General features: G+C 52.6%; 27 protein-coding genes. 24 read left to right on the top strand and 3 right to left on the bottom strand.

Going from position 1 to position 26,901, the window contains the following annotated elements:
• Positions 1–129 precede the first annotated feature (129 nt).
• From HOJ08_00885 to HOJ08_00845, 9 genes are all read left to right on the top strand, one after another.
• Complete coding sequence (locus HOJ08_00885) at positions 130–1,260, top strand: alpha-hydroxy-acid oxidizing protein (protein ID MBT5671991.1); 1,131 nt, start codon at positions 130–132, stop codon at positions 1,258–1,260.
• 30 nt (positions 1,261–1,290) lie between these two features.
• Positions 1,291–4,188, top strand: a complete 2,898-nt coding sequence (locus HOJ08_00880) for a [protein-PII] uridylyltransferase (protein MBT5671990.1) — start codon at positions 1,291–1,293, stop codon at positions 4,186–4,188.
• Between the two features lie 57 nt (positions 4,189–4,245).
• On the top strand, positions 4,246–5,811 hold the full coding sequence (gene murJ, locus HOJ08_00875) for a murein biosynthesis integral membrane protein MurJ (protein MBT5671989.1): 1,566 nt from the start codon (positions 4,246–4,248) through the stop codon (positions 5,809–5,811).
• Positions 5,812–5,919: 108 nt separating this feature from the next.
• Complete coding sequence (gene trpS / locus HOJ08_00870; protein ID MBT5671988.1) at positions 5,920–6,918, top strand: tryptophan--tRNA ligase; 999 nt, start codon at positions 5,920–5,922, stop codon at positions 6,916–6,918.
• Between the two features lie 97 nt (positions 6,919–7,015).
• A complete protein-coding gene (locus HOJ08_00865; protein ID MBT5671987.1) occupies positions 7,016–7,936 on the top strand; it encodes a sulfite exporter TauE/SafE family protein in 921 nt (306 codons plus the stop codon).
• Complete coding sequence (locus HOJ08_00860) at positions 7,933–8,685, top strand: TIGR02186 family protein (GenBank protein MBT5671986.1); 753 nt, start codon at positions 7,933–7,935, stop codon at positions 8,683–8,685. The genes HOJ08_00865 and HOJ08_00860 overlap by 4 nt, the downstream gene beginning before the upstream one ends.
• 2 nt (positions 8,686–8,687) lie before the next feature.
• The gene (locus HOJ08_00855) at positions 8,688–9,203 is read left to right on the top strand and encodes a universal stress protein (protein MBT5671985.1); all 516 of its coding nucleotides are present in this window, start codon (positions 8,688–8,690) and stop codon (positions 9,201–9,203) included.
• 252 nt (positions 9,204–9,455) lie between these two features.
• Positions 9,456–10,019, top strand: coding sequence for a NifU family protein (locus HOJ08_00850; GenBank protein MBT5671984.1), 564 nt, complete (start codon positions 9,456–9,458; stop codon positions 10,017–10,019).
• Positions 10,020–10,119: 100 nt separating this feature from the next.
• Positions 10,120–11,220, top strand: a complete 1,101-nt coding sequence (locus HOJ08_00845; protein ID MBT5671983.1) for a hypothetical protein — start codon at positions 10,120–10,122, stop codon at positions 11,218–11,220.
• Between the two features lie 59 nt (positions 11,221–11,279).
• Here HOJ08_00845 and HOJ08_00840 read toward each other — a convergent pair whose 3' ends face one another.
• Together HOJ08_00840 and ddpX are read right to left on the bottom strand one after the other, a co-directional pair.
• On the bottom strand, positions 11,280–12,347 hold the full coding sequence (locus tag HOJ08_00840; protein ID MBT5671982.1) for a polysaccharide deacetylase family protein: 1,068 nt from the start codon (positions 12,345–12,347) through the stop codon (positions 11,280–11,282).
• Between the two features lie 104 nt (positions 12,348–12,451).
• Positions 12,452–13,033 (bottom strand): D-alanyl-D-alanine dipeptidase, encoded by a 582-nt coding sequence (gene ddpX / locus HOJ08_00835; GenBank protein ID MBT5671981.1) that lies wholly within the window; start codon positions 13,031–13,033, stop codon positions 12,452–12,454.
• Positions 13,034–13,141: 108 nt separating this feature from the next.
• On the opposite strand from ddpX, the gene tsaB reads away from it, so the two are divergent.
• The gene (gene tsaB / locus HOJ08_00830) at positions 13,142–13,861 is read left to right on the top strand and encodes a tRNA (adenosine(37)-N6)-threonylcarbamoyltransferase complex dimerization subunit type 1 TsaB (protein MBT5671980.1); all 720 of its coding nucleotides are present in this window, start codon (positions 13,142–13,144) and stop codon (positions 13,859–13,861) included.
• Positions 13,858–14,424, top strand: coding sequence for a GNAT family N-acetyltransferase (locus HOJ08_00825; protein MBT5671979.1), 567 nt, complete (start codon positions 13,858–13,860; stop codon positions 14,422–14,424). The genes tsaB and HOJ08_00825 overlap by 4 nt, the downstream gene beginning before the upstream one ends.
• Positions 14,425–14,467: 43 nt before the next feature.
• Here HOJ08_00825 and HOJ08_00820 read toward each other — a convergent pair whose 3' ends face one another.
• Entirely contained in the window at positions 14,468–14,719 is a 252-nt protein-coding gene (locus tag HOJ08_00820; protein ID MBT5671978.1) for a sulfurtransferase TusA family protein, read from the bottom strand.
• Positions 14,720–14,817: 98 nt separating this feature from the next.
• Here HOJ08_00820 and HOJ08_00815 point away from each other — a divergent pair, with 98 nt between their 5' ends.
• From HOJ08_00815 to rimP, 13 genes are all read left to right on the top strand, one after another.
• A complete protein-coding gene (locus HOJ08_00815; GenBank protein ID MBT5671977.1) occupies positions 14,818–15,231 on the top strand; it encodes a MucR family transcriptional regulator in 414 nt (137 codons plus the stop codon).
• A 139-nt stretch (positions 15,232–15,370) separates the two neighbouring features.
• Positions 15,371–15,784, top strand: a complete 414-nt coding sequence (locus HOJ08_00810; protein ID MBT5671976.1) for a transcriptional repressor — start codon at positions 15,371–15,373, stop codon at positions 15,782–15,784.
• 69 nt (positions 15,785–15,853) lie between these two features.
• On the top strand, positions 15,854–16,756 hold the full coding sequence (locus HOJ08_00805; GenBank protein ID MBT5671975.1) for a GNAT family N-acetyltransferase: 903 nt from the start codon (positions 15,854–15,856) through the stop codon (positions 16,754–16,756).
• Complete coding sequence (locus tag HOJ08_00800) at positions 16,753–17,583, top strand: 1-acyl-sn-glycerol-3-phosphate acyltransferase (GenBank protein ID MBT5671974.1); 831 nt, start codon at positions 16,753–16,755, stop codon at positions 17,581–17,583. Before HOJ08_00805 ends, HOJ08_00800 begins: the two co-directional genes overlap by 4 nt.
• 87 nt (positions 17,584–17,670) lie before the next feature.
• The gene (miaB, locus tag HOJ08_00795; GenBank protein MBT5671973.1) at positions 17,671–19,116 is read left to right on the top strand and encodes a tRNA (N6-isopentenyl adenosine(37)-C2)-methylthiotransferase MiaB; all 1,446 of its coding nucleotides are present in this window, start codon (positions 17,671–17,673) and stop codon (positions 19,114–19,116) included.
• A gap of 176 nt (positions 19,117–19,292) precedes the next feature.
• Positions 19,293–20,297: a PhoH family protein gene (locus tag HOJ08_00790; protein ID MBT5671972.1), complete on the top strand. Its 1,005-nt coding sequence runs from the start codon at positions 19,293–19,295 to the stop codon at positions 20,295–20,297.
• Positions 20,298–20,312: 15 nt separating this feature from the next.
• Positions 20,313–20,846, top strand: coding sequence for an rRNA maturation RNase YbeY (ybeY, locus tag HOJ08_00785; protein ID MBT5671971.1), 534 nt, complete (start codon positions 20,313–20,315; stop codon positions 20,844–20,846).
• The gene (locus HOJ08_00780; protein ID MBT5671970.1) at positions 20,839–21,753 is read left to right on the top strand and encodes an HlyC/CorC family transporter; all 915 of its coding nucleotides are present in this window, start codon (positions 20,839–20,841) and stop codon (positions 21,751–21,753) included. The genes ybeY and HOJ08_00780 overlap by 8 nt, the downstream gene beginning before the upstream one ends.
• Positions 21,753–23,354: an apolipoprotein N-acyltransferase gene (lnt, locus tag HOJ08_00775; protein MBT5671969.1), complete on the top strand. Its 1,602-nt coding sequence runs from the start codon at positions 21,753–21,755 to the stop codon at positions 23,352–23,354. Before HOJ08_00780 ends, lnt begins: the two co-directional genes overlap by 1 nt.
• A gap of 160 nt (positions 23,355–23,514) precedes the next feature.
• On the top strand, positions 23,515–23,970 hold the full coding sequence (locus HOJ08_00770) for a helix-turn-helix transcriptional regulator (GenBank protein ID MBT5671968.1): 456 nt from the start codon (positions 23,515–23,517) through the stop codon (positions 23,968–23,970).
• Positions 23,971–24,187: 217 nt separating this feature from the next.
• Positions 24,188–25,354, top strand: coding sequence for a methionine adenosyltransferase (locus HOJ08_00765; GenBank protein MBT5671967.1), 1,167 nt, complete (start codon positions 24,188–24,190; stop codon positions 25,352–25,354).
• Between the two features lie 42 nt (positions 25,355–25,396).
• Positions 25,397–26,122, top strand: a complete 726-nt coding sequence (trmB, locus tag HOJ08_00760; protein MBT5671966.1) for a tRNA (guanosine(46)-N7)-methyltransferase TrmB — start codon at positions 25,397–25,399, stop codon at positions 26,120–26,122.
• A gap of 231 nt (positions 26,123–26,353) precedes the next feature.
• Positions 26,354–26,842, top strand: a complete 489-nt coding sequence (gene rimP, locus HOJ08_00755; GenBank protein MBT5671965.1) for a ribosome maturation factor RimP — start codon at positions 26,354–26,356, stop codon at positions 26,840–26,842.
• Positions 26,843–26,901 lie beyond the last annotated feature (59 nt).

Below are 26,901 nucleotides of genomic sequence, written 5' to 3'. Positions count from 1 at the left end.
GATTTTTTGTTATCATTGCACAGGCTTTTTCTATGGCACTTTATCCTGTATCCATAACTTGATAACCGATTAAAATCTGTACGACAAATCCGGATTATAAAGACCGGGGAATATTCAGGAGAAATTGCAGTGGACGATATTAAAAAAGCAGCGACCCAGCAGGAAATCATCATCGAGGCCAAAAAAAGGCTATCGCCTGCCGTGTGGGATTTTTTATCGGGCGGGGGTGAATCTGAAACAACCCTGAAACGCAATCGTTACGCACTCGATACAATTGCCTTTCGTCCCCGTGTTCTAATTGACGTGGCAACGCCCGATGCAACATCGACCTTTATGGGGCATAAATTGCGGATTCCGGTGATTTGCGCGCCCATTGGATCGCTGCACATGATGGACCCCGGCGGCAACCTTCCGGTGATGAAGGCCATGGAAACCTTTGGCTCAATGGCGACCATTTCAATTATGTCCAACCCACGGCTTGAAGAATGTGCGGCATCGGTAGAGGGCCCAAAAATGTTTCAGTTATATGTGCGTGGCGATATGGATTGGGTGGAACGCACCCTGGATCGTGTGGTTGCGGCAGGGTTTGATGCATTGGTTATCACGGCCGATGTTGCCCATTACGGCCGCCGCGAACGGGATCAGTATAATCGGTTTAACCGCCGGACCTTTGTTCAACGGGCAAACCTTGAAGGCATTGATCCCGATGCGGAATGGAAATTTCGCTCTTCTCTGACATGGGATTTTGTTGAACATTGTAAAAAATATTCAGGGCTGCCCGTCATCGTAAAAGGCATCGCCACAAAAGAAGATGCGCAAATTGCGATAGACCGTGGTGTTGATGTGTTGTGGGTATCGAACCATGGCGGACGGCAGCTTGACCATGGGCGTGGGGCCATTGAGGCACTGGAAGAAGTGGCATCGGTGGCCAAAGGCAAAAAAGAAATTATCGTTGATGGCGCTTTTGTGCGTGGATCGGACATGATCAAGGCGCTGGCTTTGGGTGCAACCACTATTGCTGTGGGCAAGCTTCAGGGCTGGGCATTGGCAGCGGGTGGTGAAGAGGGGCTGGTGCGGGCCTTTGAAATTCTGGAAGCAGAAATCACCGTGACCATGGGCCTTTTGGGAATCAATAATTTGTCAGAATTAACGCCGGAGTATTTGCATCGCGGTGCCATGCCCATGAACCCGCCAACGCCCTGGAGTCCCTTCCCGGTGGTGACGGAAGCATTTGAGCGTTGGGACAAGGGCACCTATTAATACGACCGGATTAACCTTATACAGGGGCTTATGACCGATCTTGTTTCCACCTCGTCTAAACCAGATGTTGCACCCCCTAGTGTTGCAATGGCGGGGTTTGCAGACGCCCTTTCTAAAATTGCAAAAAGCGATCAGCCAACATCAGAAATGCGCCCGGCCGTTCTGGATGCAGCTCGGGATGCGCTTGATCATGCCCATGCATGGATAAGAAATGAATTTTATGAACATCGTTTAACGGGCGCCGATGTTGTCGCGGCCAATACCGATGCCATGGATAGCGTGCTTGCGGCGCTGTTTTATTTTACAAGTAAAACCGTATATCCCCGTGCTAACCCAACAGAGGGTGAGCGCATGGCGCTGGTCGCGACCGGGGGGTATGGGCGTGGTGAGCTGGCACCCCATTCCGATATCGATCTTTTGTTTTTGCTGTCTTACAAGCAAAATTCCTACACCGAACAGGTCATAGAATACATCCTCTATATCCTTTGGGATTTGGGCTACAAGGTGGGCCAGGCCATCCGGTCGGTTGATGAATGTATCCGTCATGGCCGTGCTGATATTACCATCCGGACATCTTTGTTAGAGACCCGGCATATTGCAGGGGATCAGCCATTATTTGGAACATTGCGCCAACGGTTCCGCAGCGAAATAGCGGATGGCACCGGCCCCGATTTTGTCGAGGCGAAACTGGCCGAACGCGATGCTCGCCACCAACGTACCGGCGATTCGCGCTACGTTCTGGAACCCAACATCAAGGAAGGCAAGGGCGGGCTTCGTGACCTTCATACCTTGTTCTGGATTGCCAAATATATTTACGGGGCAAAAGACATAGCGGCCATGGTTGCCCTTGGGGTTATCTCTGCGCGCGAGGCAGCACGCTTTGCCAAGGCCCAAAAATTCCTGTGGACCGTGCGCTGTCACCTGCATTACCAAACCGATCGAGAAGAAGACCGGCTGACCTTTGATTTGCAGGCGCTGGTCTCAGACCTGATGGGATACACCGATCATTCCGGGGCGCGTGCCGTTGAACGCTTCATGAAACACTATTTCCTGTATGCCAAGGAAGTGGGCGGGTTAACCCGGATTTTCTGCGCGGCTTTGGAAGAACAGCACAAACGCCGTGCGCGGATTCGCATGCCAACCTTTGGTATTGGTCGGCGCGAAGTGGATGGCTTTGTTATTGAAAAAGGCCGCATCCGCACAGAAGACGATGAAATTTTTCGCGCCGATCCCATTGCCCTGTTGCGGTTGTTTCATATTTCTCATAGCGAAGATTTGGACATTCATCCAGCAACCCTGCGCCTGATTACCCGCTCCTTGCCCTTGATCGATGATCAATTGCGCCAAGACCCGGAAGCCAACCGGTTGTTTATGGAAATATTGACCAACAAGAAAAACCCGGAAATTACATTGCGCCGCATGAATGAAGCGAGCGTCTTTGGCCGCTTCGTTCCAGATTTTGGTCGGGTGGTCGCGCAGATGCAGCACGACATGTACCATGTCTATACCGTGGACGAACACACCATCCTGGCGATTGGTATTTTGCATCGCATTGGTCTGGGTGAACTGAAAGACGACATGCCAGTCTCCAGTGAAGCGTTTCACAAGATCACTGCAAAACGTGCCTTGATGGTTGCCTTGATGCTGCATGACATTGCGAAAGGCCGGGGCGGTGATCATTCGGTTTTGGGGGCGCAGATTGCCCATACACTGGGGCCGCGTTTTGGATTAAGTGAGGAAGAAACCGAAACGGTTTCCTGGTTGGTGGGCAGCCACTTGCTTATGAGCAACACGGCATTTAGGCGCGATATCGATGACCCGAGGACGCTTGCGGATTTTGTTGAAGAAGTGCAATCGCCAGAACGCCTGCACCTGCTTTTGTGTCTGACCGTTGCTGATATCCGCGCGGTTGGTCCCAATGTCTGGAATGGGTGGAAGGCTGCCTTGTTGCGGGAATTATATTACGCCGCAGAAGATGTGATGTCGGGCCAGCTATCAGCACGCGGTCGCGAAGACAGGGCAAGGGCAGCGCGCGATGCATTGCGCACAGCCCTCACCTCTTGGTCTGATGAACAGTTTGATGCGTATGCTGGCCGGATTCCTGCACCCTATTGGTTGGCCTTTGATAGCGACACCTTGCTGCGTCATGCGGAGCGGATTGCAGCGGATAGCGAGCCGTTTGAAAATGATGATCGAGTGCCTTTGGTCATTGATACAAAGATTGACCAGTTTCGGGATATCACGGAAGTGACGGTTTATACATTGGATGATGCCGGGTTGTTTTCCCGCATTACCGGGGCCATGGCGCTTTGCGGCGCAAACATTGCGGATGCCAAGATTTTCACCATGGCAGATGGTATGGCGCTTGATTCTTTCTGGATTCAGGATGTGAACGGAGATGCCTTTGACAATCCCCGTGCCCTGCAACGACTCAATGATGCCTTGAAACAAATCATTTCGCGCCAACGTCGCCTGCCCCGCACCTTGGAAATAAAGGCCACCCTGCCTGCGCGCACCCGTGTGTTTCGGGATCAGCCCCGGGTCATGATCAATAACAAAGCATCGGCGACCAACACGGTGATTGAAGTCAACGGCAGGGACCGGCCCGGCTTTCTTTATGATGTTACAGCGGTGCTGACGGATCTTAATCTGCAAATTGCATCGGCCAAAATTTCTACATACGGCACCCGCGCTGTCGATGTTTTTTATGTAAAAGACCTGTTTGGCCTGAAGGTTTCCCATGAATCACGCCTGCCATTGATCCGCGAGCGTCTTATGGAAGCAATTGAAGAAACGAATGCGAAAGTGGCTAAGGAAAACCAGGTGGCTGTTTCCACAACACCCCCTGCGATGCAAAAACCTGTTAAAAAATCCGGAAATTCAAAACCGTCCCCTAAAGCCCAGGCCCAAAAACCTGATGAGGGATAGACCGGTATTTTTCAGGTATGCTTTTCTTATGTCGTACCTTCGTCTAGATTCTGAACCATGGCGCTGATTCGATCTATTACCACCGTCGGTGGGTTTACACTGATTAGCCGCATTGCCGGATTTGTTCGCGATATTCTGTTCGCCGCAATTTTGGGTGCGGGCCCGGTGGCCGATGCCTTTTTCGTTGCCTTTAAATTTCCAAACCTGTTTCGCCGCTTGTTTGCGGAAGGCGCTTTTTCTGCGGCCTTCGTGCCAACCTTTTCGGGGCTTTTGGTTTCTGCGGGCGATAAAATAGCCAGGCGCTTTGCCGAAGATGCGCTCTCGGTCATGTTGTTAGCGCTGTTTGTGCTTGTGGCGTTGGTTGAGGTTTTCATGCCCTATGCCATGATGGTGATCGCGCCCGGGTTTGTGTCAGACCCAGAAAAATTTGGCCTGGCAGTAGAGCTTGCCAGGATCACATTTCCATATCTTCTGTTTATATCGCTGGTTTCCCTGATGGGGGCCGTGCTGAACGCCCATGATCGTTTTGCCGCCGCTGCCGCATCCCCCATTGTGCTCAACATGGTCTTGATCACGGCCATTTTGGGCTGGGGGTTATTTGCAAAAACGCCGGCCCATGGTTTGGCATGGGGGGTTGCTGCAGGCGGCATATTTCAGTTCATATGGCTGGGCTTCGCACTTGGTCGTGACGGCATTTTTCTGCATCTACGAATGCCTCGATTAACCCCCGAAGTAAAAAAGCTGCTGCGTCTTATGTTGCCGGTGGCTTTGGGGGCGGGGGTTTACCAGATTAATATTCTGGTTGATCTGGTGATTGGCTCATTGTTGCCGTCCGGCACGATTTCATTTTTGTATTATGCCGACCGGGTCAACCAATTGCCCTTAGGCGTTGTTGGCATTGCCGTCGCCACGGCATTATTGCCCTTGCTGGCGCGCCAGATCCGGGCAGGCAATGAGGCCGAAGCGCTTGCCAGCCAAAATCGGGCGGTGGAATTTGCCATGGCCCTGACCATTCCGGCGGCGTTTGCTCTGGTTGCTGCGGCCCAGCCGATCATCATTGTCTTGTTTGGCCGAGGGGCTTTCAATGAAGCGGCCCAGACCGCCACGGGCTGGACCTTGGCGGCTTACGCTCTTGGGTTGCCGGCCTATGTCTTGGTGAAAATACTATCGACCGGATATTTCGCCCGCGAAGACACCAAAACGCCGGTTAAGGTTGCGGTTATCGCTCTTTGTATCAACGTGGTATTGAACCTTGTTCTGATGGGGCCTTTGGCCCATGTGGGCATTGCCATCGCGACGTCGGTGTCGGCTTGGGTCAATTGCGCGCTTCTGGCAATGGGGCTGCGGAAAAATGGACGGTTCAGGCCGGATCGGCAATTGCGGCGTAGTTTGCCACGGGTTCTGGCGGCGTCCGTTGCGATGGCCGCGGTGGTTTGGGGGGTGTCCCTTGCCATAGGCGACATGTTAACGGGTTCTGAGACGGTCCGCTTTGCGATGCTTGGGGCAATTGTTATTTGCGGGGCGGTGCTCTATGGGGCATTGGCCCATTTATCAGGGGTGGTTTCTATCGCAGATTTTCGCCATGCTTTTGGCCGAAATACAGATGCTGATAAAGTGGAATAAAGCCAACGTGGCCCCCCATTTCCAGGCCCGGTCTTGACCAAGGGTCTGGTTGGGGCCATAAACTCCGCCCATAAGGGCATAGATGTTAATTACCAGTCGGATTAAATGATGAACCGGATTTTCTCAGGGGTACAGCCAACCGGGAACTTGCACCTTGGCAACTATCTCGGCGCGATCAGAAACTGGGTCGACCTGCAACATGATTACGACTGCATTTTTTGCATCGTCGATCTTCATGCCCTGACGCTTCCCCAAGACCCCGGCAGTTTGCGGACCAATACCCGCGAAGTAACCGCGGCCTATCTTGCCGCAGGGATTGATCCTGAAAAATGCACTATTTTCAATCAGTCTGCGGTGCCGGGGCATTCAGAACTGGCGTGGCTTTTGGGCTGTGTCACGCCGCTGGGCTGGCTCAATCGCATGACCCAGTTCAAGGAAAAAGCGGGTAAGCATCGGGAAAATGCAGGGCTTGGCCTTTATTCATACCCGGTGTTGATGGCCGCAGATATTCTTTTGTACAAGGCGACCCACGTTCCGGTTGGCGAAGACCAGAAACAGCATCTGGAGCTTTGCCGCGATATTGCCGGTGCGTTTAATCGCCAATTCGGGTCCGACTATTTCCCCCTGCCAGAGCCACAAATTCTGGGTGAGGCAACTCGGGTTATGAGTTTGCGTGACGGCACTGCAAAGATGAGCAAATCTGACCCATCGGATAATTCGCGCATCAACATGACCGATGACGCCGATTTGATTGTTCAGAAAATTAGAAAGGCCCGGACCGATCCTGAACCCCTGCCCGATAGCGTTGAAGGCCTGGAAGGCCGGGCAGAGGCGGCTAACCTGATCGGTATTTATGCAGCCCTTTCCGGTGATGCCCGCAGCGATATTCTCAATACGTTCGGGGGAAAACTGTTTTCTGAATTTAAGGGCGCTTTGTCAGACCTTGCCCTTGATAAACTTGGCCCTATCGGTGCTGAAATGCAGCGGTTGATGAAGGACCCGGCTTATGTGGATGGGGTATTGCGAACGGGCGCAGAACGCGCAAAGGAAATTTCTGAAAAACATATGTCAGAAATTCACGAATTGATCGGCGTCTTGCGCGTTTGAGCTGTATTTTTTCTTGCGCTTTTCCGTTCACAGGCGCAAAACAAATAACAGAATTTAATCGTTAAACAACCTGTCTAGCCGGGGCTTTCTTATCCCGATGCAGATTTATCTGCCAATTGCTGAAATTTCTCTCAACGTGTTCCTTCTTTTAGGGATGGGCGGCGGTGTTGGTTTTTTGTCGGGCCTGTTCGGGGTTGGCGGCGGGTTTCTGATGACGCCGTTGTTGATCTTTGCGGGCGTTTCCCCTGCTGTGGCGGTCGCCTCTGAGGCCAATCAGGTGGTGGCGGCCTCGGTTTCCGGGGTTCTTGCCCATACGCGTCGGGGCAATGTCGATTTCAAAATGGGTGGCGTGTTGTTGATGGGCGGCCTTGTGGGGTCTGGCTTCGGGGTTTGGCTTTATTCAATCTTAAGAGCCATGGGCCAGCTCGATCTTGTCATTTCATTGTCTTATGTTTTGTTCCTGGGCACCATTGGCACTTTGATGCTGATCGAGTCAGTTCGTGCCAGCTTGCGGCGCCGCAATCCCAGTGCCCCGCGCAGAAAGTTGCACCAGCATACCTGGTTCCATGGCCTTCCCTTCAAGGTGCGGTTTCGGAAATCAAAACTTTACATCTCCATCTTGTTGCCCCTTGGCATTGGATTTTTTGTGGGCATTCTTTCGGCCATCATGGGCGTTGGTGGCGGCTTTGTCATGGTGCCGGCAATGATTTATCTGTTGGGGATGCCAACCATGATGGTGGTCGGGACGTCCCTGTTTCAGATCATTTTTGTTACCGCCAACGTGACGTTTTTGCAGGCAGTTAACAACCAGACCGTGGACGTTATGTTGGCGCTTACCTTGCTGGCGGGCGGGGTTGTCGGCGCACAGTTTGGCAGCCGGTTCGCGGGCAGGCTTCCGGCAGAACATCTCCGTGCCCTTTTGGCGCTTGTGGTGTTGGCGGTTGGGGTCAAGATGATTTTGGGTCTGGTGATTGAGCCAACCGATCTGTTCTCCCTTGATGTGGGGGCAGCACTATGAAGGCTCGCTTGTTTATCATTGGCGTATTATTTCTGGGTGCATTGTTTGCGACGGTTCCAAGAGCCGTACTTGCCCAAGGTCTGGTCGCCGATCTTTCCCGCCATGAGGTCAATATTACCACCGGGTTTGTTGGCACAGATGTGCTTCTGTTTGGCGCGGTTGAAACCGAAGGGGACGTTATTGTCGTTGTTCGGGGCCCGAACAAGCGAACGGTGGTACGGCATAAATCCCGCGTCGGCGGAATCTGGATCAATGATTCCGAAGTAAGCTTTGCCAATGCCCCAACGTTTTATAGGGTGGCCAGCAGCCGGCCCGTTGCAGACCTGCTCAAACGGGCGGATCGGACGCGCCACCGCATTGGTCTGAATAATCTGCGCTTAAGGCCGGAACGTGCAAGCGACCCCAAACGGCTGGCATCCTTTCGCGCTGGCCTTATTCGTAACAAGGTCCGTTCAGGGGTTTATGGCGAAAAACCGGGCCGTGTGGCACTTTTGGGGCCGCATCTTTTCCGTTCAACGCTCCATTTTCCTGCAAATGTCCCCACAGGAACCTATTTGGTTGAAGTCTATTTGGTACGCAACGGTAGCGTGATTAGCGCCCAGACGACGCCATTGCGCGTGGCGAAGGCCGGACTGGGTGCTGAGATATATCAATTTGCCCACCGCAATTCAGCGCTTTACGGCATAATAGCAATTCTTATCGCACTCCTTGCCGGCTGGTTGGCGGGCGTGGTCTTCAGAAAGGTCTAGCCATGGCTTCAGACGAAAATATTCAGGGCACCAACACCTCCAGTGGCCCAGATGAGCAGGAACGCATTTTCCTGGTGGTCGTTGATGCCACGGAGGAACATCACAAAGCCCTTCGCTTTGCGTGCCGCCGTGCCAGACATACCGGTGGGCGGGTGGCCATGTTTTACGTCATCGAACCCGCAGAATTTCAGCACTGGATGGCCGTAGAAGACCTGATGCAAGAAGAACGCCGCGAAGAAGCCGAAGCGATTTTCCATCACGCTTCTGCTGATGTTCAGGCATTGTCGGGCAAGACCCCGGCCTATTATCTGCGTGCCGGTAAACTCCGTGAAGAGCTTCTGAAACTGGTTGATGAAGAAAAAAGCATTTCCGTTTTGGTGTTGGCAGCAGCATCGGGCACAAAGGGCCCAGGCCCTCTGGTAATGGCACTTGGCGGCAAAAGTGCCGGTGAATTGCCCATCCCCGTTACCATTGTACCGGGCAATCTTTCCGATGAAGAAATAGACGCACTGACTTAAGGCATCTTTGGGTCCCATTATTTCGTTTTTATTGTGTCCGCAGATTTTTTCTTGCGTTTTTACGGACAACCCTTGGCCGTTAACCACGCTATCACTTAACCCGTTGATTTAAAGCATAAAATTTAACTTGATTTTGGCTCAATCATTTCCCAAATTAAGGACAACTTCTTGCGATGTCCGGCGGGTTGAAAAAAGCTCAGACCGGGGCGTGAACATCTTAATGCCACAAACGATTGGTGAGTTCAGCAAGTCATGTTTATTCAGACCGAACAGACGCCTAATCCTGCGACGCTCAAGTTTTTACCGGGCGAAACGGTTATGGAAACCGGTACGGCAGATTTCAGAACGACTGATGCGGCCGAGCGTTCGCCGCTGGCCGAAAGACTGTTTCTGCTGGACGGGGTTGAGGGCGTTTTTTTAGGCGCAGACTTTATCGCGGTTACCAAAGGCGATGCGCGTGACTGGTCGGTGGTAAAGCCTGAAATTCTTGGCGTGATCATGGAACATTACACCATGGGCACCGCGATGATTAATGAAGCGGTGGAATCTGGCGAAGATGATGTCCAGGCGGTTGCGGGTGAAGATGCCGAAATTGTTGCCAAAATTGAGGAACTCCTTGAAACACGTGTTCGCCCCGCAGTGGCCCAGGATGGTGGCGATATTGTGTTCAGGTCCTTTGAAGAAGGCATTGTTTATTTGAAGATGCAGGGCGCCTGTGCGGGCTGCCCCAGTTCTTCTGCGACCCTGAAGGTGGGGATTGAGAATTTATTGAAGCATTTCATACCGGAGGTAAAGGAAGTCCGTCCTGCAGAGTAACAACAAGGCCAAGAGGCCGGATGCAGGATAATGTCAAAAGAAGCGGCTAGTTGGGGCTGGCCATTTTTCGCGGTCTATCAAGACCAGTGGGAGTGGCAGAATGAATAAAACGAACAAGAGAATAGTCATGTTTTTGGTTGAGACGATAAAAGGCAGCGGCCGGTTTACGGCACGGGTGTCATCTCCGCTACGGGTCCAGATGGCCCGTTTTGCGCTTGGCGTGGCTTTGGTGAAAGAGCCTCGAGCCATCGTCGCGTGTGCCCTGGTGGGTGCAGTGGCATTTGGCATGGCAATGAAGCCAGTGCAAATGTCTGATGTCGGGTTTGCCGATTTTGACATGGAAATGGGCAGTGTCTTCCGTACGGCAAATATCACGATCCGAAAACCCACGGGCGTGACCGTGGTGCCGGGCAGTGCAGGAAAACTTTACAAAAAATTTAGCGCCATCGGTTATCGCCTTGAAGATATCCGTACCGGTGCAGGGGTGCCCCGTGTCTTTGTTAAAGCCATGCCTAACGACATTCGCCACCTTCGTTCTATTGATACCCGCAAGGCAGTTTTTATCAAAATGATGCTGCCGCTTATTTTGCGCATCAACGAAGAATTGACGGCATCTCGGGCGCGCATTGAAAAATTGACAGCGATGTTGTCTCGGGGTGAAACGATCGCCAGCAAGAGTGCATCCTGGCTTGATGCGCAGTATGTGCGCTATGGCGTAAAGCCCGGTCAGGCGAAAAGCCTTCTGCTAAAGGTCGATGTGATTCCACCTTCACTGGCGCTTGCCCAGGCGGCCGAAGAAAGTGGCTGGGGAACATCTCGGTTCGCCCAGGAAGGTCGAGCCTTGTTCGGCCAGCGCACCTATAAAACAGCGGCAGGAATCAAGCCCAATGCGGGCGCGCAAGAACATACATTCAATGTGAAATCATTTGATCGGCTTTTGGATGGTGTGCGGTCTTATGCGCTGAACCTTAATTCGCATCGCGCGTATGTTCATTTCAGGCAGGTCCGTTCAGACCTGCGCGCAGCGTTCAAAGATATGGGCTCGTTTCGTTTGGTTGAAACACTGGGCCGGTATTCTGAACGCGGCGATGACTATATTGAAACCATCAAGGCCATTGTCAGGGTCAACAATCTTCGCACCCTTGATAAGGCCAAACTTAGTCAATCCCTTGATGGGGCCAGAAAAATGGAAGATGCCTGATCAACTTGAAACCTAATTTATAAAAAACCCCGGGACGTTCTCCGGGGGTTTTTTATGCGTTATTTTTTGGGAATAAAAAACTGATGCCCAAACCATCGCCAGCGCCCGCCTGGGGCAGACAGGGTACAGTTGACGCGCCCGTGTCCCGGTGAGAAGGCGTTCGGAAAACGAACCTCGACCCGGCCAGATCCTAAATGCATTGGCGCGACCTTGCCGTGCCGGGATGAATAACAAGCGATGCGCTTTATGTCCTTGATCTGTTTGCCTGCGGTAAACCCAAAGGCGGGTGGGTTGGCCCCCAGGGTTGGATCAACCGGCGAAATATCTGTGGCAAAAAGAGAAAGCGCATTTGCGGCCATACGAAAGCGACTGAGGCTGCCATAATTTTCATTCATGGCAAAACGGGGCAGATAATTGAAATTCGCCTGTCCGTGCAAGGTGCCTGAATGCTGGCCAAAGGATGCAACAAACCCAGCTTCCCGCGCCGCGGCCATTGCCGCTTGATTGGCTTCGCCGTAAGGGTAGGCAAAAAGGGTCGGGCGCGCGCCTAATTCTTTTTCAAACCGGGCGTTGGATTTTTGCAGCTCAGACCGCATTCGGGCCGGGCTTAATACTGGCATATGGGGATGGCTTGCGGTTTGGCTGCCGATGGTCACGCCACCATTTGCCAGTTCGCGGATTTGGTCCCATGACATATAGGATTTGGTCCCACGTTCAATGGCATCCGTGGCGACAAACAGGGTAAAGGGCAGCCCTGCTTTGCGCAGCCGGGGCCAGGCTTCGCGATAAACAGAGGTGAAAGCATCATCAATGGTGATGGCCAGGGTATGATTGGCAAGTGGCAGGCCCTGTCTTAGTGCGGAAAGAATTTCGCTTAAAGGAAGGATGGTGTATTTGCCAGATGTCAGCTCTTTCATGTGGGCTTCAAACTGATCAATCCGGATATTGGTTGTTGGCAGGGCTTTTTCACCAAATCGGTGATACATGATGACCACGGCTGAATTGGTGCCGATTTTTGATGCGGTTTTGATTTCCTGGGCTTTGGACACACCGGACCAAGCGCTGATCAGGAGACTGATCACGCCAGCCAAAAGCGCATTTGAAAGCGTTGTCGTCAGCTTGTTCATGCTAATTTTCCCCAGAGCGCCACAGTTATGTATTCGCCGTGTCTATTATGGACGGGGGACATTATGAGACAAGCATTGATCTTTCGTTACGATTGGCCATTTTGTTATTTAGGCATCATTGGTTCAGGAAGGGCGAGATCGCTGATGAGGGCATAATCTCTGGAATTGAACATTTGGTAATGCCACCATTCATTGCGATAAAAATCCCACCCAGCGGCCGTCATGATGCCAAGCAGGATGTGGCGGTTGCGCATGGATTGGGCCGAAAGTTCAATCGATCCATGGTGGGAAAGCGGGGTAAAATCATCAAAGCCAGTGCCCATTTCAAGCATTTTTCCCCGGGAATCTACCAATGTCAGGTCCACGGCAACACCCCGGGAATGGGGTGATCCCCGGTTTGGATCGGCCAGAAAGTCAGGATCGGGGGTATGATTCCACAACACCCATTGTGCTTCTGTTGGCCGAAAGGCGTCAAAAACACGAAATCGATAGCCAATTTCCCGGGCCAATACGACGGCGCGGCTCAAAAGTTCTGCGGCGTCTGCGTGCAGATAGCATCCGGGGCGGCTATAAACAGGGGTGTCTGTAAAGTTGGCGGCACTTGCATAAATAATGTCGATGTCCACATCGAAATTATTTTGTGTGATTTCGACAAGACCGGAATCAGAATGCGTGGCAGGTGTCATCATGGTAAAGGCAAGACTATCATGGCAAGGACAGGAAAGAAATCATCCGCGCCTGAAAAGGTGTGAACAAGAAGTGCCGAATAGAAAGTAATCGGATAGGGAATGGGTATGAATGTGCTGGGCCTTGATTGCGCGACCACGGGGTGTTCCGTTGCATTGATGCGGGATGGAAAAATTGTGGCGGCATCAAACCGTGTGATGGACCGTGGGCAGGCAGAAGTTCTCAATGCCATGATGGGTGACGTCATGGCGAAAGCCGATACCGGTTTCAAAGCATTAGACAGGATCGGCGTTACCGTTGGCCCCGGCTCCTTTACAGGGGTGCGCATTGGCCTTGCCGTGGCACGCGCGCTTGGGCTTGGGCTTGGCATTCCGGTTGTGGGCGTGACGACCTTTGCGGCCTTTGCCCGCGCCGTGCCCAAAGAAGAACGGGTGGGCCGCAATATGGTGATTGCAGTGAATGGCAAACGCCGGGACGTTTTTGTTCAAACCTTTGATGAAGCCTGCAACCCCATTTCAGAACCAGACACGATTGCTTCTGTCGCAAATGATGCATTGCCGTCTGGGCCAATGTTGATTGCAGGAGACGGTTCGGAAATTTTGCGCAACCTTTTGATGGCCTCAAAGGACATGGCCGGGGAAATTGAAAATCGCATCCGTTTTTCATCAAGGATCACCCCGCCCGATGCGGCCCATGTGGCGGCGATGGCAGCAGAGATGGCAGAGATGGATGCGCCAGAGTTAACGGGGAAGGGCGCATCAGTTCGCCCGTTGTATATTCGCCCCCCCGATGCGGCGCTGCCGACAAAATCCAGACGGCGTTCATGACCGGTCCCGTTTCCGATCCAGATTCTAACCCTGTTCCCTCGCATCGATTGCCCCAGGGCATTGCATTAATTGCTGCTGCAATGCCCCATCATCCGGTGATTGCCGAATTGCACCGGCAGTCTTTTGATGAAGCCTGGAGCGAGGCAACCATCCGCAGTGTTCTGGCCATGCCCGGGGCCTTCGGACTTTTGGCTGTTGGTGCGGGATCAGGTGGGGAAAACCTTGATGTTTCTAGCCCAGAACCTGATTTATTCGGGTTTGCTCTGTGCCGGGTGGTGGCGGATGAGTGTGAGCTATTGTCTTTGGCCGTTGCAAAATCTGCCAGGGGCCGGGGCATCGGTGGCGGGCTTGTGGATGTTGTCATCGACCAGCTTCGCCGCATGCAAGCCGAAGATACGCTGATAACCAAACTGTTTCTGGAAGTGGCAGAAGACAATATTGAGGCTCAGCGGCTTTATAAAAAGCGGGGCTTTGGCCCCATAGGGCGTCGGCCTGGGTATTATCACCGCGACAATGGCCCGGCCATGGCGGCCCTGACCTTTGCGGCAAATCTTTCAGATTAGGCGCACTCTTTAGTTCGGTCAGGCCCCCTTTTCGTTCGGCCTTTCAGGCCCGGGCCTTGCGCAGGGTCAGGATATGATCGTCTTCGGGGGATGTTGCTTTGGGGTCTTTTGGGGCCAGGGAAATGACCTCATGGCCGTGTTCGCGCACAGACCGGGGGACGTTATCGAGGGGTTCTTGCCCCCGCAATTGCACCACGGCAATGTCACCGGGCGCCATGCGTTCGATTAACAGTTTGGTTTTGACGAACGTCAAGGGACAGACGTCAGTGGTAATATCAAGTAAATGTTCAGCCATATTTCTTAAAATAAGTATTGATTGATGAAATTCTCAAATATATATTTCGGTATTGCTGTTGTATAGCGTTCAAAAAAGCCAACTATAGGAAGAATTCAATGTCTGAATCTTCAGAATCAAACGATATTCTATTACTTACCACAGAAATAGTCTCTTCTCATGTGGCAAATAATGCCGTGGCGATTAATGAATTGCCGGAACTGATCCGCCAAGTTTATGCCACTTTGGCCAATATCGAAAGTGCCCCCCTGTTTCATGTGGATAGACCCCAACCGGCCGTGCCGGTGAAACGGTCTGTGACACCCGATTACATCGTTTGTCTTGAAGATGGCCGCAAGCTGAAGATGCTGAAGCGACATCTCAAGACGTCTTACAATATGACCCCCGATGAATACCGGGAACGATGGGGGTTGCCTAATGATTATCCCATGGTCGCCCCGAATTATGCGCTCCAGCGCTCTTCTCTGGCTAAAGAAATTGGCCTTGGGACCAAACGAGCGGGCAAGGCATAGGACTGATTCTGAAAAAGAATCGGGATTTCAATATTGTGAATCCCAATTTCTTCAAGGGTGTGGTAACACACCTGATGTAGGATGCTCACGAGCAGGTGTTCTGAGCCACACAGTATAGGAGCCGCACGGCAGTGTTATTATGTCGTCATTAGAAAAAATCTGTATCGCCAAAGGCATGAAAATGACCGAGCAGCGGCGGGTTATTGCTCGGGTGTTGTCTGAGGCTGAAGATCATCCAGATGTGGAAGAGGTTCATCGCCGCTCGTCAGAGATCGATTCCCGTATTTCCATCGCAACGGTTTACCGTACGGTTCGGTTGTTTGAAGAAGCCAATATTTTACAACGCCATGATTTCGGCGATGGGCGTTCCCGCTATGAAGCCCGTGCAAGCGATCACCATGACCATGTCATTAATGTGCGTACCGGCGAGGTTCTGGAATTTCACAGTGAAGAAATAGAATCTTTGCAGCGTAGCGTGGCCGAAGAATTGGGCCTTGAGTTGGTGGGACACCGGATGGAACTTTTCTGCGTTCCCAAGCCCGTAAAACAATAGATCATTCCCCACCTGCCCAGAAATAGATGCCGTGTTGCATTTGGGCGCAGGTTTCAGGAGGGCATCGTCTTGACCACAGAATCACAAAGAGAAGCAGAAAGCAAACGTACGGCTGTTAAAGGGCCATATTCGGGCGTCTTGCGCGCCGGTGACCTAGAGGTACGCCTTGCACGGAATGAGGCAGAAATCAGGGCCTCCCAAAATCTGCGCTATCGTGTTTTTTACGGGGAAATGACGGCCCATCCCAGCGATGACATGGTTCGGGAAGAAAGGGATTTCGATGATTTTGATCCCTTATGTGACCACCTTCTTGTTATTGATCATTCCGGCAGTTCCAACGCGGAAGGGATGGTTGTTGGGACCTACAGGCTGATCCGTCGCCCAGTCGCTGAAAAGCTGGGCCAATTTTACAGCGCCACAGAATTTGATATTGCCAACATTACAGCCCTTAAAGGCGAAATCCTTGAATTGGGTCGCAGTTGTGTTGCCCCTGAACACAGAACCCGGCCCGCCATGCAACTTTTGTGGGAAGGCATTGCGGCATATGTATTTCATTATGATATCGAGATTATGTTTGGCTGTGCGTCGCTTCCAGGCACGGATATTCAGGCGTTGGCTGAACCCCTATCGTATCTCTATCATTTCCATTTGGCCCCCAAACCGTATCGACCCCGTGCCCGTGCCGAACGCCACATCAACATGGACATGGTTAAGCCAGAATCGATGAATGCGCGCCGCGTCATGGCAAGCTTGCCCCCGTTGATCAAGGGGTACCTCAGGCTGGGTGGCTTCATCGGGGATGGCGCGGTCGTGGATGAACAGTTCAACACCACCGATGTCTGCATTGTTGTAAAAACAAATCTGGTGACCAAAAAATATTTCCGCCATTTTGAACGGACCGCTCGCTTGGTGGACGAGGGTGCGGAAGAGGGCAAAGCCGGGGATGTAAGCCGTAATGCAGGGGGTGCATGATTCCTAAAGGATCAATTTTAAGGGCTGTAATCAGGCTATTGGCTTATGTGATGGTGACAATTCTGTTGTTGCCGTTCCAAGTGCTGAGCGTGATCGGGGGATTGCGTTTTTCCCGCCGCCTTCCGATCTTTTATCACAAACTTTGCATGAAAATTTTGGGCATTGATGTCGCCGTGCATGGCACACGCACAGATATTCGCCCGGTATTGTTTGTTGGCAATCATACCAGTTATCTGGATATTCCGATTTTGGGTTCCGTCATCATGGGATCGTTTGTTGCCAAGTCTGAGATTGCCAATTGGCCAGTGTTTGGATGGTTGGCAAAGTTACAACGGACCGTTTTTATAGAGCGCCGCGCAGTGCGCGCCGCTGATCAGCGGGATGAAATAGGCGCCCGTTTGCAGGCAGGCGACAGGCTGATCCTGTTTCCAGAGGGCACCTCGAATGATGGCACCCGGGTTTTGCCCTTTAAAAGTGCCCTGTTTGCGGTCGCAGAACGCCGGATTGAGGACGAACCGCTGTTGGTGCAGCCGTTTACCATCGCCTATACCCAAATTGATGGCCGGCCCATGAAATTCGATTGGCGGGCACTGGTTGCCTGGTATGGGGATATGCCCCTGATGCCCCATCTTTGGACGGTTTTGGGCATCGGACATATTCATGCCGAAATATGGTTCCACGACCCGGTCACCATTGAAGGCCTGATAGAGGGGGCCCCTTCGCGCAAAGCGTTGGCAGAATATTGCCATCAGACAGTGGCCAAAGGGCTTGATGGGGCCAACGAAGGCGCCACATTGCTTGACTCTTCGGAGGCAAATGTTACTTAGAAAGTCAGCCTGAAAGCACCAGATGCAAAACGGCCTGTTTCCACGCCTCGTCATCAGGATACCCGCCAAAAGCGGTAAAACGCGGATTTGACAAAGAAGCTATTTATCAAAACCTATGGATGTCAGATGAACGTCTACGATTCGGGTCGTATGGCGGATGTTTTGGCGCCCGCGGATTATGAATTGACCGAGGCCCCGGAGGGTGCGGATCTGATCATTTTAAACACCTGTCATATTCGGGAAAAAGCCGCTGAAAAAATCTATTCCGAACTGGGCCGATTGCGTGCGTTAAAAGAAAATGCCCAGGAAGCGGGCCGATCCATGTTGATCGGTGTTGGCGGGTGTGTCGCCCAGGCAGAAGGCGAAGAAATGGTTCGCCGCGCCCCTTATGTTGATCTTGTTTTTGGTCCCCAGACCTATCATCGTTTAGGTGACATGGTGACCCGGGCGGCGGCGGGTACCCGGGTGGTGGAAACGGAGTTTCCCGAAGAACCCAAATTTGATTCCCTGCCCGTTACACGATCAAAAGAATCAGGCTCGAAACCCGGAAATCAGGGCACAAGCGCCGCCTTTTTATCGGTTCAGGAAGGCTGCGATAAATTCTGTACTTTTTGTGTCGTGCCCTACACCCGGGGGACAGAATATTCCCGTCCGGTGTCAGACATTCTGGATGAAGCCCGCACCTTGATTGCTGCGGGTGCAGTCGAGATCACCCTGCTTGGACAAAACGTAAATGCCTATCACGGGATCGCATCAGATGGGTCCAATCAAGAATGGGGCTTTGGTCGTTTGATCCGGTCTCTCGCAGAATTAAAAGGGCTTGCGCGTATCCGTTACACCACGTCCCATCCCCGGGATATGGATGATGATCTGATCAATGCCCATCGTGAGATCAAGACCCTGATGCCCTATCTACATCTGCCGGTTCAATCGGGTTCCGATAGAATTTTAACGGCAATGAACCGCGGTTATGGCGTGGATGAATATTTTGATATTGTTGCAAAGCTGCGAGATGCCCTTCCCGACATTGCCCTTTCCTCAGATTTTATTGTTGGCTTTCCCGGTGAAACCGATGATGATTTTAAAGCAACCCTCGATCTGGTGGAAAAGGTTGGTTATGCCCAAGCGTATTCCTTTAAATACAGTGCCCGGCCCGGCACCCCGGCGGCCAGCCTTGATGATCAGGTGCCAGAGCCTGTGAAAGCAGAACGGCTGGCTCGATTGCAAAAAATTCTTGGCGATCAAAGCAGCGCTTTCAATGCAGCCTGCGTTGGAAAAACATTCCCGGTTCTGTTTGATCGACCCGGGCGCTATCAAGGCCAGGTGGCTGGGCGAAGCCCCTATCTTCAGGCCGTTAATGTGTCGGTTACGCCAGACGATGGATCAGATGTTGATCGGATCGTGTCAGACCTGTTTGGCACCATTCGCAATGTCACGATAACGGAAAGCCGTCCCAATAGTTTGAAGGGCGCTTTGGTTGATGATCCAGCGAACAATAACCCGGCCGATCATCCATTGCAGGTGGACGCATGAGCCGCCCGACAGATAAAAAAACCACAAAAAAAACCACGAAAAGAAATGTGGAAAAAGCCTCTAGAAAACCGGGCTCTAAATCAGCCAGTTCTAGATCGGCGGCCAAACCCAAACAAAACCTTGGAACAAAAAAATTAAATAGTCGGGGAGATGTTTCATCCCCAGATAAACCCCTGATGGTTCAGTTTGATGACAACGCCGCATTGACGCTTTTATTTGGCGATCATGATCGCAATCTTTCCCGGATCGAAAACGAACTGGATGTTGCCATTAATGCACGGGGCAATGCCGTTGCGATAACGGGGGCCTATTCCAGAAAGCAGGCGGCAAGGGATGCCTTGATGGTTCTTTATGACCGGATCAAAAAGGGCGGCAACCCCGATCAAGGAGAGGTGGACGCCGTTGTTCGTCTGGCGGCGGTGGATCAATTGCAGCTTCCGGGAACCACAAAAGGCGGGGGCTCAGGGGGCTCAGGCCTTGGAACGCAACGCCGACATATTATTGCCCGCACGCCAACCCAGGCCGCCTATATTGAAGCCATGAATACCCATGAACTGGTTCTGGGGCTTGGGCCAGCGGGCACGGGCAAGACCTATCTTGCGGTGGCCGTTGCGGTGTCCATGCTGCAGGCCGGAGAGGTGGACAGAATTATTCTTTCCCGCCCCGCTGTCGAAGCGGGCGAAAGGCTCGGTTTTTTGCCGGGTGATCTGCGCGAAAAAGTCGATCCCTATTTGCGCCCGCTCTACGATGCGCTTTACGATATGCTGCCCGGTGATCAGGTTGTGAAAAGACTTGAAAATGGTGACATCGAAGTTGCCCCTCTGGCCTTCATGCGGGGGCGCACGTTGGCGCATGCTTTTATTATTCTTGATGAGGCCCAGAACACCACCAGCGTTCAGATGAAAATGTGTCTGACCCGCCTTGGTGAAGGCTCGCGCATGGTCGTGACGGGAGACCTCAGTCAGGTTGATCTGCCTTTGGGTTCCCGGTCTGGTCTGGATGATGCCGTGGAAGCATTGAGCGGCGTCGAAGGGGTGGAATTTATCCGTTTTTCGGATCGCGATATGGTGCGCCATCCTTTAGTGACCAAGGTCGTGCAGGCCTATGAAAAAGTCGAAAGCCGCCGCAATCAGGCAAAGGCAAAACGGATGCAAACACAGAATTCTGATCAGGACAGCTGAGCTGCAATGTCTGATTTGACTTCTGATGTTGAAATTGATGTGGCAATTAATGCCGGTGCCTGGACCGATGCGGATGCGGATATTTGCGCCGAAGTTATTCGCGCCGCCCGTGCGGCCCTTAAAACTTGCGAAATAGCAAATGGCGAGCTCAGTATTGTTTTGGTTGATGATGCTTTCATTCAGACCCTGAACCGGGATTACCGTTCCCTTGATGCCCCAACCAATGTTTTGGCATTTGAAAATGGGGATGATTCAGAACAAACCCCTGAAGGCGCCCCCCGGCTTTTGGGCGACGTTGTTGTGGCCTTTGAAACAACGGCCAGAGAAGCACAGGACGGCGGACTCTCTTTTGGGGATCATCTTTCTCATCTTGTTGTCCATGGTGTCCTGCATCTTTTAGGGTATGATCACATCGATGACGACGATGCCCAAATCATGGCGCATCTGGAGGTGGCGGTGCTGTCAGAGATCGGGGTTTCTGATCCTTACGTGCGACGTGAAATTGATCAGGGTGACCTTGGCCCGGATGGAAAAGAGGAAGATGACTGAAAACGCTGGTTCTGGCCTGCCCCGTGAGAACGGGGCCGAAATCAGGCATTCTAATATATTTCATAGATTTGTCGCCTGGGCGCGCCAACGATTGCGCTGGTCACGTAATGGCGATGCATCAATCCGTGACGCCCTAGAAGAGCTCATCGAAGAACATGCTGATGTAGACACGCCCATCAATGCAGATGAAAGCCTGTTGATCGAGAATGTTTTTAAACTGCGCGATATCAATGCCGCCGATGTCATGGTGGCGCGGGCTGAAATTGTCGCCGTTGAAGCAGGCGCGTCTCTTGATGATCTGATCAGGGTCATGACCGATGCCGCCCATTCCCGCGTTCCCGTATATCGGGAAACGCTGGATGATATTTTGGGCATGGTCCATATCAAGGATATTCTGGCGTATACCGGAAACCGTGATGGGTTTGATATGTCCAGCGTCATGCGCAAGGTTTTGTTCGTGTCGCCGACCATGCGGGTTCTGGATCTTCTTTTGCAAATGCGTCTGGCGCGGGTCCACCTGGCACTGGTGGTGGATGAATTCGGGGGTGCCGATGGTCTGGTGACCATTGAAGACCTGGTCGAGGAAATTGTCGGCGATATTCAGGACGAACATGATGTTGATGATGTGGCCATGATCACCCGCCCCGATGGTTCCATGATCGCCGATGCCCGGACGGACCTGGAGACATTTGAAAAACAGGTCGGTGCCGTGTTGACCGATGATGAACGCGAAGAAGACATTGAGACCCTTGGGGGTCTTGTCTTTACGCTGGTTGACCGGGTGCCCAGCAGGGGAGAGGTCATCAGGCATTCTTCCGGCATCGTCTTTGAAGTCATTGAGGCTGACCCTCGCCGGATAAAACGGCTACGGCTTCGCAATCTGCCCAGCGATTCTGGAAAAGCTTGATGATCTCTGCCGTTGAAGGCATGGCCCGGCACCTCCAATCCATTGTCGGTTGGCACCGGGGTCTTGTGGCGGTCTTGCTCGGTGGGTTTGCGGTTCTGGCGTTGCCACCGGTTTATCTGGTGCCTGCATTGTTTGTTTCCTTCACCGGTCTGGTGTGGCTGATTGATGGCAGTGCCACAAAGCGCGACGCCTTTTTCGCTGGATGGTGGTTTGGCTTTGGCCATTTTGTTTGTGGCCTTTACTGGATTACCAATGCGCTTTTGGTTGATGCTGCCCAATACGGCATTTTGGCACCCTTTGCCGTGGCGGGGCTTTCTCTTGGGTTTGCCCTGTTCCCGGCCCTTGCTGCAATGGCAGCTTTCCGGGCCCCTCAGGGTTTTGGGCGCGTTGTTATTTTGGCACTGTCCTGGGCCGTTATGGAATGGGTGCGGGGCACCATTCTGACCGGGTTTTCCTGGAATCTTATCGCGACCGCGTTTGCGTTTTCGCCACTTTGGATTCAAAGCGTGTCCGTGATTGGCAGTTATGGGTTGAGTCTTGTTGTTGTCTTTCTTGCAGCCCTGCCGTCTACGCTTAGCTCTGGCGAGCGGGCGCATGATGGCGGCATACGGGCCCGTTTTACCCCGGTTCTTTTTGGGCTTGTCGTGTTCGGGCTTTTGATTGGTGGCGGTGCGGTGCGTTTAGGTCAGACACCCATTATATCCGAGCCAGCAGCGTTCCCCAAAACCCGACTACGCATTGTACAGGCGAACATTGATCAGCGCTTGAAATGGCAGCGTAATCTTGGCCGCGCGCATTTTGAAAAATATTTACGTCTAACGCACAGCCCCGGTCCGGTACCGGGTCAGGCCCCGGACGTGGTAATTTGGCCCGAAACGGCCGTGCCGTTTACTTTGAATGGCAGCGATCGCCAGATCAGGACGTTGATGATGGGGGTGCCCAAAAATGGGCTGCTGATTACCGGTGCCGTCCGCACAACGCCACCGGGCATTAAACCATTTCGGGTTCGTAACAGCCTTGTGGCCCTGAATGCCAAGGGCATCATCGCTACCTACGACAAGCATCATCTGGTGCCTTTTGGTGAATATGTGCCCCTTGGCCGTTATCTGCCCCTGAACAAGATTACGGCAGGTCGCACCGATTTTACGGCAGGTCCTGGGCCGCGCACGCTTTCTTTGCCGGGCTTGGCACCTTTTTCCCCGCTGGTTTGTTATGAAGCCATTTTCCCGGGGCGTGTCACAGCATCGTCTGACCTATCGGGTCCCCGGCCCCGGTGGCTGCTTAACGTGACCAACGATGCCTGGTTCGGACGTTCATCGGGTCCATACCAACATTTGGCAGCCGCCAGGATGCGTGCCGTGGAAGAGGGGCTTCCCATGGTGCGGGCCGCCAACACCGGCATTTCCGCTGTCTATGATGCCTATGGGCACCTATTGGGCAGTTTGCCGCTCGGTGTCGGCGGCGTTCTTGATGTGGCGCTGCCGCCAAGTTTGGCGCAAAGGACAATTTTTTCGAAGACAGGGAATATATCTTTTGCTATACTGCTCGCGTTGGTTTTGTTGTTTTATAGAATGCAACTTCGCATTTACAGGCCCGTTTAAGTTGTAAATTGGGCTAAAAACAAGGAAAAATTAGCGCTTCCCAAATTTGCCTGTTGAGGATTAAGAACCATTACTTTATGGTTAGTTTGCGGTTGACCGATTTAGTCGTGTTAGCGTGCCGGTTGTTGAATTTGCACTTTTACACAAGAAGAAACATCACATGGTCAAAGCAGTTAAAAAAGCCACGCCTCCCCCCAAACGGGGGACCAAAGGCCGTCCCAACGAAATAGATGTCTATGTTGGGGCAAGGGTTCGTTTGCGCCGGGGATTGCTGGGAATGAGCCAGGAAAAACTGGGCGATGCTTTGGGCCTAACCTTTCAGCAGGTTCAAAAATATGAACGCGGCACCAATCGCATAGGCGCCAGCCGCCTGTTTGCCTTAAGCCAAATTCTGGATGTGCCCATCAACTTTTTCTATGAAGGCATGCCGCCTGCCGTTGCCGGGATACGGAAAAAGGCATCGGGGCTGTCTGAAGGCGCCCCCTCCGCATTTGCTACCGATCCAATGGCCAGTCGGGAAACGGTGACCTTGCTCCGGGCTTATTATCAGATCAGTGATGAAAAGCAGCGCCGCAAGGTGCTGGCACTGGTGCGCTCTATGGGTGAGTCGACCTGATCAGTCTATTTGATTGTCCTGCCTGAACAGGCGTTGTTCTGATCAAGATAAAATACCAGATACCATAAAAAACGGAATCCGCTTGACGGTCCCCCTCTGGATTGTCACAAAGACCGCCACAAGGGGGCCTTGAGCGCAAATTTGTGCGCCCGCGTTTCTGACGATGAAATCAGAAGCATGATTTAAATTGGTCCTAGATAAACCAGCGGAGGGTCTCGTGGCGTCGAGCAATTATCTCTTTACCAGTGAATCAGTTTCCGAAGGGCATCCCGACAAGGTATCGGATCGTATTTCCGATGCCGTTGTTGACCATTACATGGCCCTTGATCCCCAGTCCCGGGTTGGTGCCGAAACGTTGGTGACAACGAACCGGGTGGTCATGGCCGGCGAAATCCGTGGGCCGGAAACAAGCAAGGAAACCTTTGAAGAGATCGCCAGGACCTGTATCCGGGATATTGGGTACGAACAAGACGGGTTTCATTGGAAAAATGCCGAAGTGGAAGTCATTATCCATGCCCAGTCTACGGATATTGCCGCAGGGGTTGATGCCAGCGGCAACAAGTCTGAAGGGGCCGGGGATCAGGGCATCATGTTTGGCTATGCGTGCCGTGAAACCGATGTGTTGATGCCGGCACCGATTCATTATTCCCATGCGATTCTAAAATCCATGGCAGATGCGCGCCATTCTGGTGCGATCACCGGATTGGGTCCTGATTCCAAAAGCCAAATTACCATGCTTTATGAAAACAACATGCCTGTGCGGGCAACCTCCGTCGTTGTCTCAACCCAGCACGATGAAGGTCTGGATCAGGCCCAGGTCCGCGACATTGTTCGCCCCCATGTTGAAAATATCCTGCCCGATGGCTGGATGTGTGATGAAGATGAATTTTATGTCAATCCCACCGGACGGTTTGTCATTGGTGGTCCTGACAGCGATTGTGGCCTGACAGGGCGCAAGATTATCGTTGATACCTATGGTGGGTCATCCCCCCATGGCGGCGGCGCATTTTCAGGGAAAGACCCAAGCAAGGTCGATCGTTCAGCGGCCTATGCCGCGCGCTATTTGGCCAAGAACGTGATTGCCGCAGATTTGGCAGAACGGTGCATCATCCAGATTTCTTATGCCATTGGCGTTGCCAAACCGTTATCGGTTTACGTCAACACCCAGGGCACCGGGCGCGTGGATGAATCAAAATTGGCAGCCGCCCTTGGTGAAGTCATGGACCTGACCCCCCGGGGCATCCGTGACCATTTGGCATTGGACAAGCCGATTTATACCCGGACATCGTCTTATGGGCATTTTGGCCGCGAACCAGAAGCAGATGGCGGCTTTTCCTGGGAAAAGGTTGATCTGACCGAGGCCCTGAAATCCGCCCTGACTTAATCGCGGCATATTTTGGGTTGATCATTAGCCGGGGCCGGAAAAATGACCGCGTCTAAAAAACCATCTGATCGGAAACGCGTTCTTTACGGACGCCGCCAAGGCCGTCCATTGCGCCCCTTGCGCAAACGGCTGTTGCGTGATTTGTTGCCCAAACTTTCGCTAGATTTGCCGGATGCGGATCAATCGGGTGATCCACATATTGAACCTTCGGGGTGTTTTCCGAATGCCCCGGATGCTGTTTGGTTCGAAGTTGGGTTCGGCGGCGGGGAACATCTTGCGCGCCAGGCCATCAATCACCCAGATATCGGATTTATCGGATGTGAGCCGTTCATCAATGGCGTGGCATCCTTGCTGGCAAAGATTGATGGGGAAAAAATCGAAAATATCAGGATTTTGATGGATGATGCCCGTCTGGTTCTCGGTCGTTTGACCCAAGCCAGCCTGGATCGGGTTTTTGTGCTGTTCCCCGACCCTTGGCCCAAGACCCGCCATGCCCGGCGTCGCTTTATTGGCCCACAAACGCTGGATTCTCTGGCCCATGCCATGAAAGACGGTGCCCAATTGCGGGTTGCCAGTGATGATCGGGGGTATCAACGTTGGGCGCTTTCCGCCCTTTTGGCCCACCCGGATTTCCAATGGATGGCCCAAACCGCAGATGACTGGCGAATTCGCCCCTCTGACCAGCCGCCAACCCGTTACGAAGAAAAGGCCCGCGCTCGGGGGGCAGCGCCGGCTTTTTTGATCTTTGAAAGGTGTTCCAGAGATTAAATTTGGCCCAATTTAGGTCTTTGTGCCAAAAAACTTGAAGAAAAGGCGGAAATGACTATATTTCCCCATATCTTCAGATGGTCTCCATAAAGAAGGACGTAGCGGAGTGGGTCCACCGGCCCGCTTTTTTTATTATCTAATTTTTGTGGACCACAAAAAAACCAGAGAAATTTGGCCCCGGGTGCTTTGCCTGTAGGTGTTGCGGTTCGGGGCGGGAAATTACGAACGACGATGAATCAGGTGCAAGACAAGATTGCAGCGCTGATAGAAGCCCCTCTTGAAGAGATGGGTTATGATCTGGTGCGCGCACGCCTTGGCGGGGGGAACACCCCGTTGCTTCAGGTCATGGCAGAACGCCGTGACGGCAAGGGCATGACCGTCAATGACTGTACAGAAATCAGTCATGCGATTTCGGCCTTGCTGGATGCTGAAGACCCAATCGTCAGCGCGTATACCTTAGAGGTCAGCTCGCCGGGGATTGATCGGCCGCTGGTTCGGGTCGGAGACTTTGAACGGTTTGCCGGTTTTGAAGCAAAGATAGAGACAATGGAACCCGTTGATGGGCGTCGCCGGTTTTCTGGAAGGCTTAAAGGAATTGATCAGGGCGTGGTGACAGTTGAATTACCAGAGGGTCCTGTGGAAGTGCCGTTTGAATTGATTGCAACAGCACGTCTAATTTTAACGGACGATCTGATTGCGGCATCAGGCGGGCTTCAATAAGCGGGTCGCATTATGGGCCTTAACGAAATTTTTTAACGAACGGCTTCAGGGCACGAAGC

The sequence above is a fragment of the Rhodospirillales bacterium genome, assembly GCA_018666775.1.
Taxonomy (GTDB): Bacteria; Pseudomonadota; Alphaproteobacteria; order SMXQ01; family SMXQ01; genus JABIXC01.
Note: the sequence above shows the minus strand (reverse complement) of the source record. Positions and strands in the feature narration are given on the sequence as shown.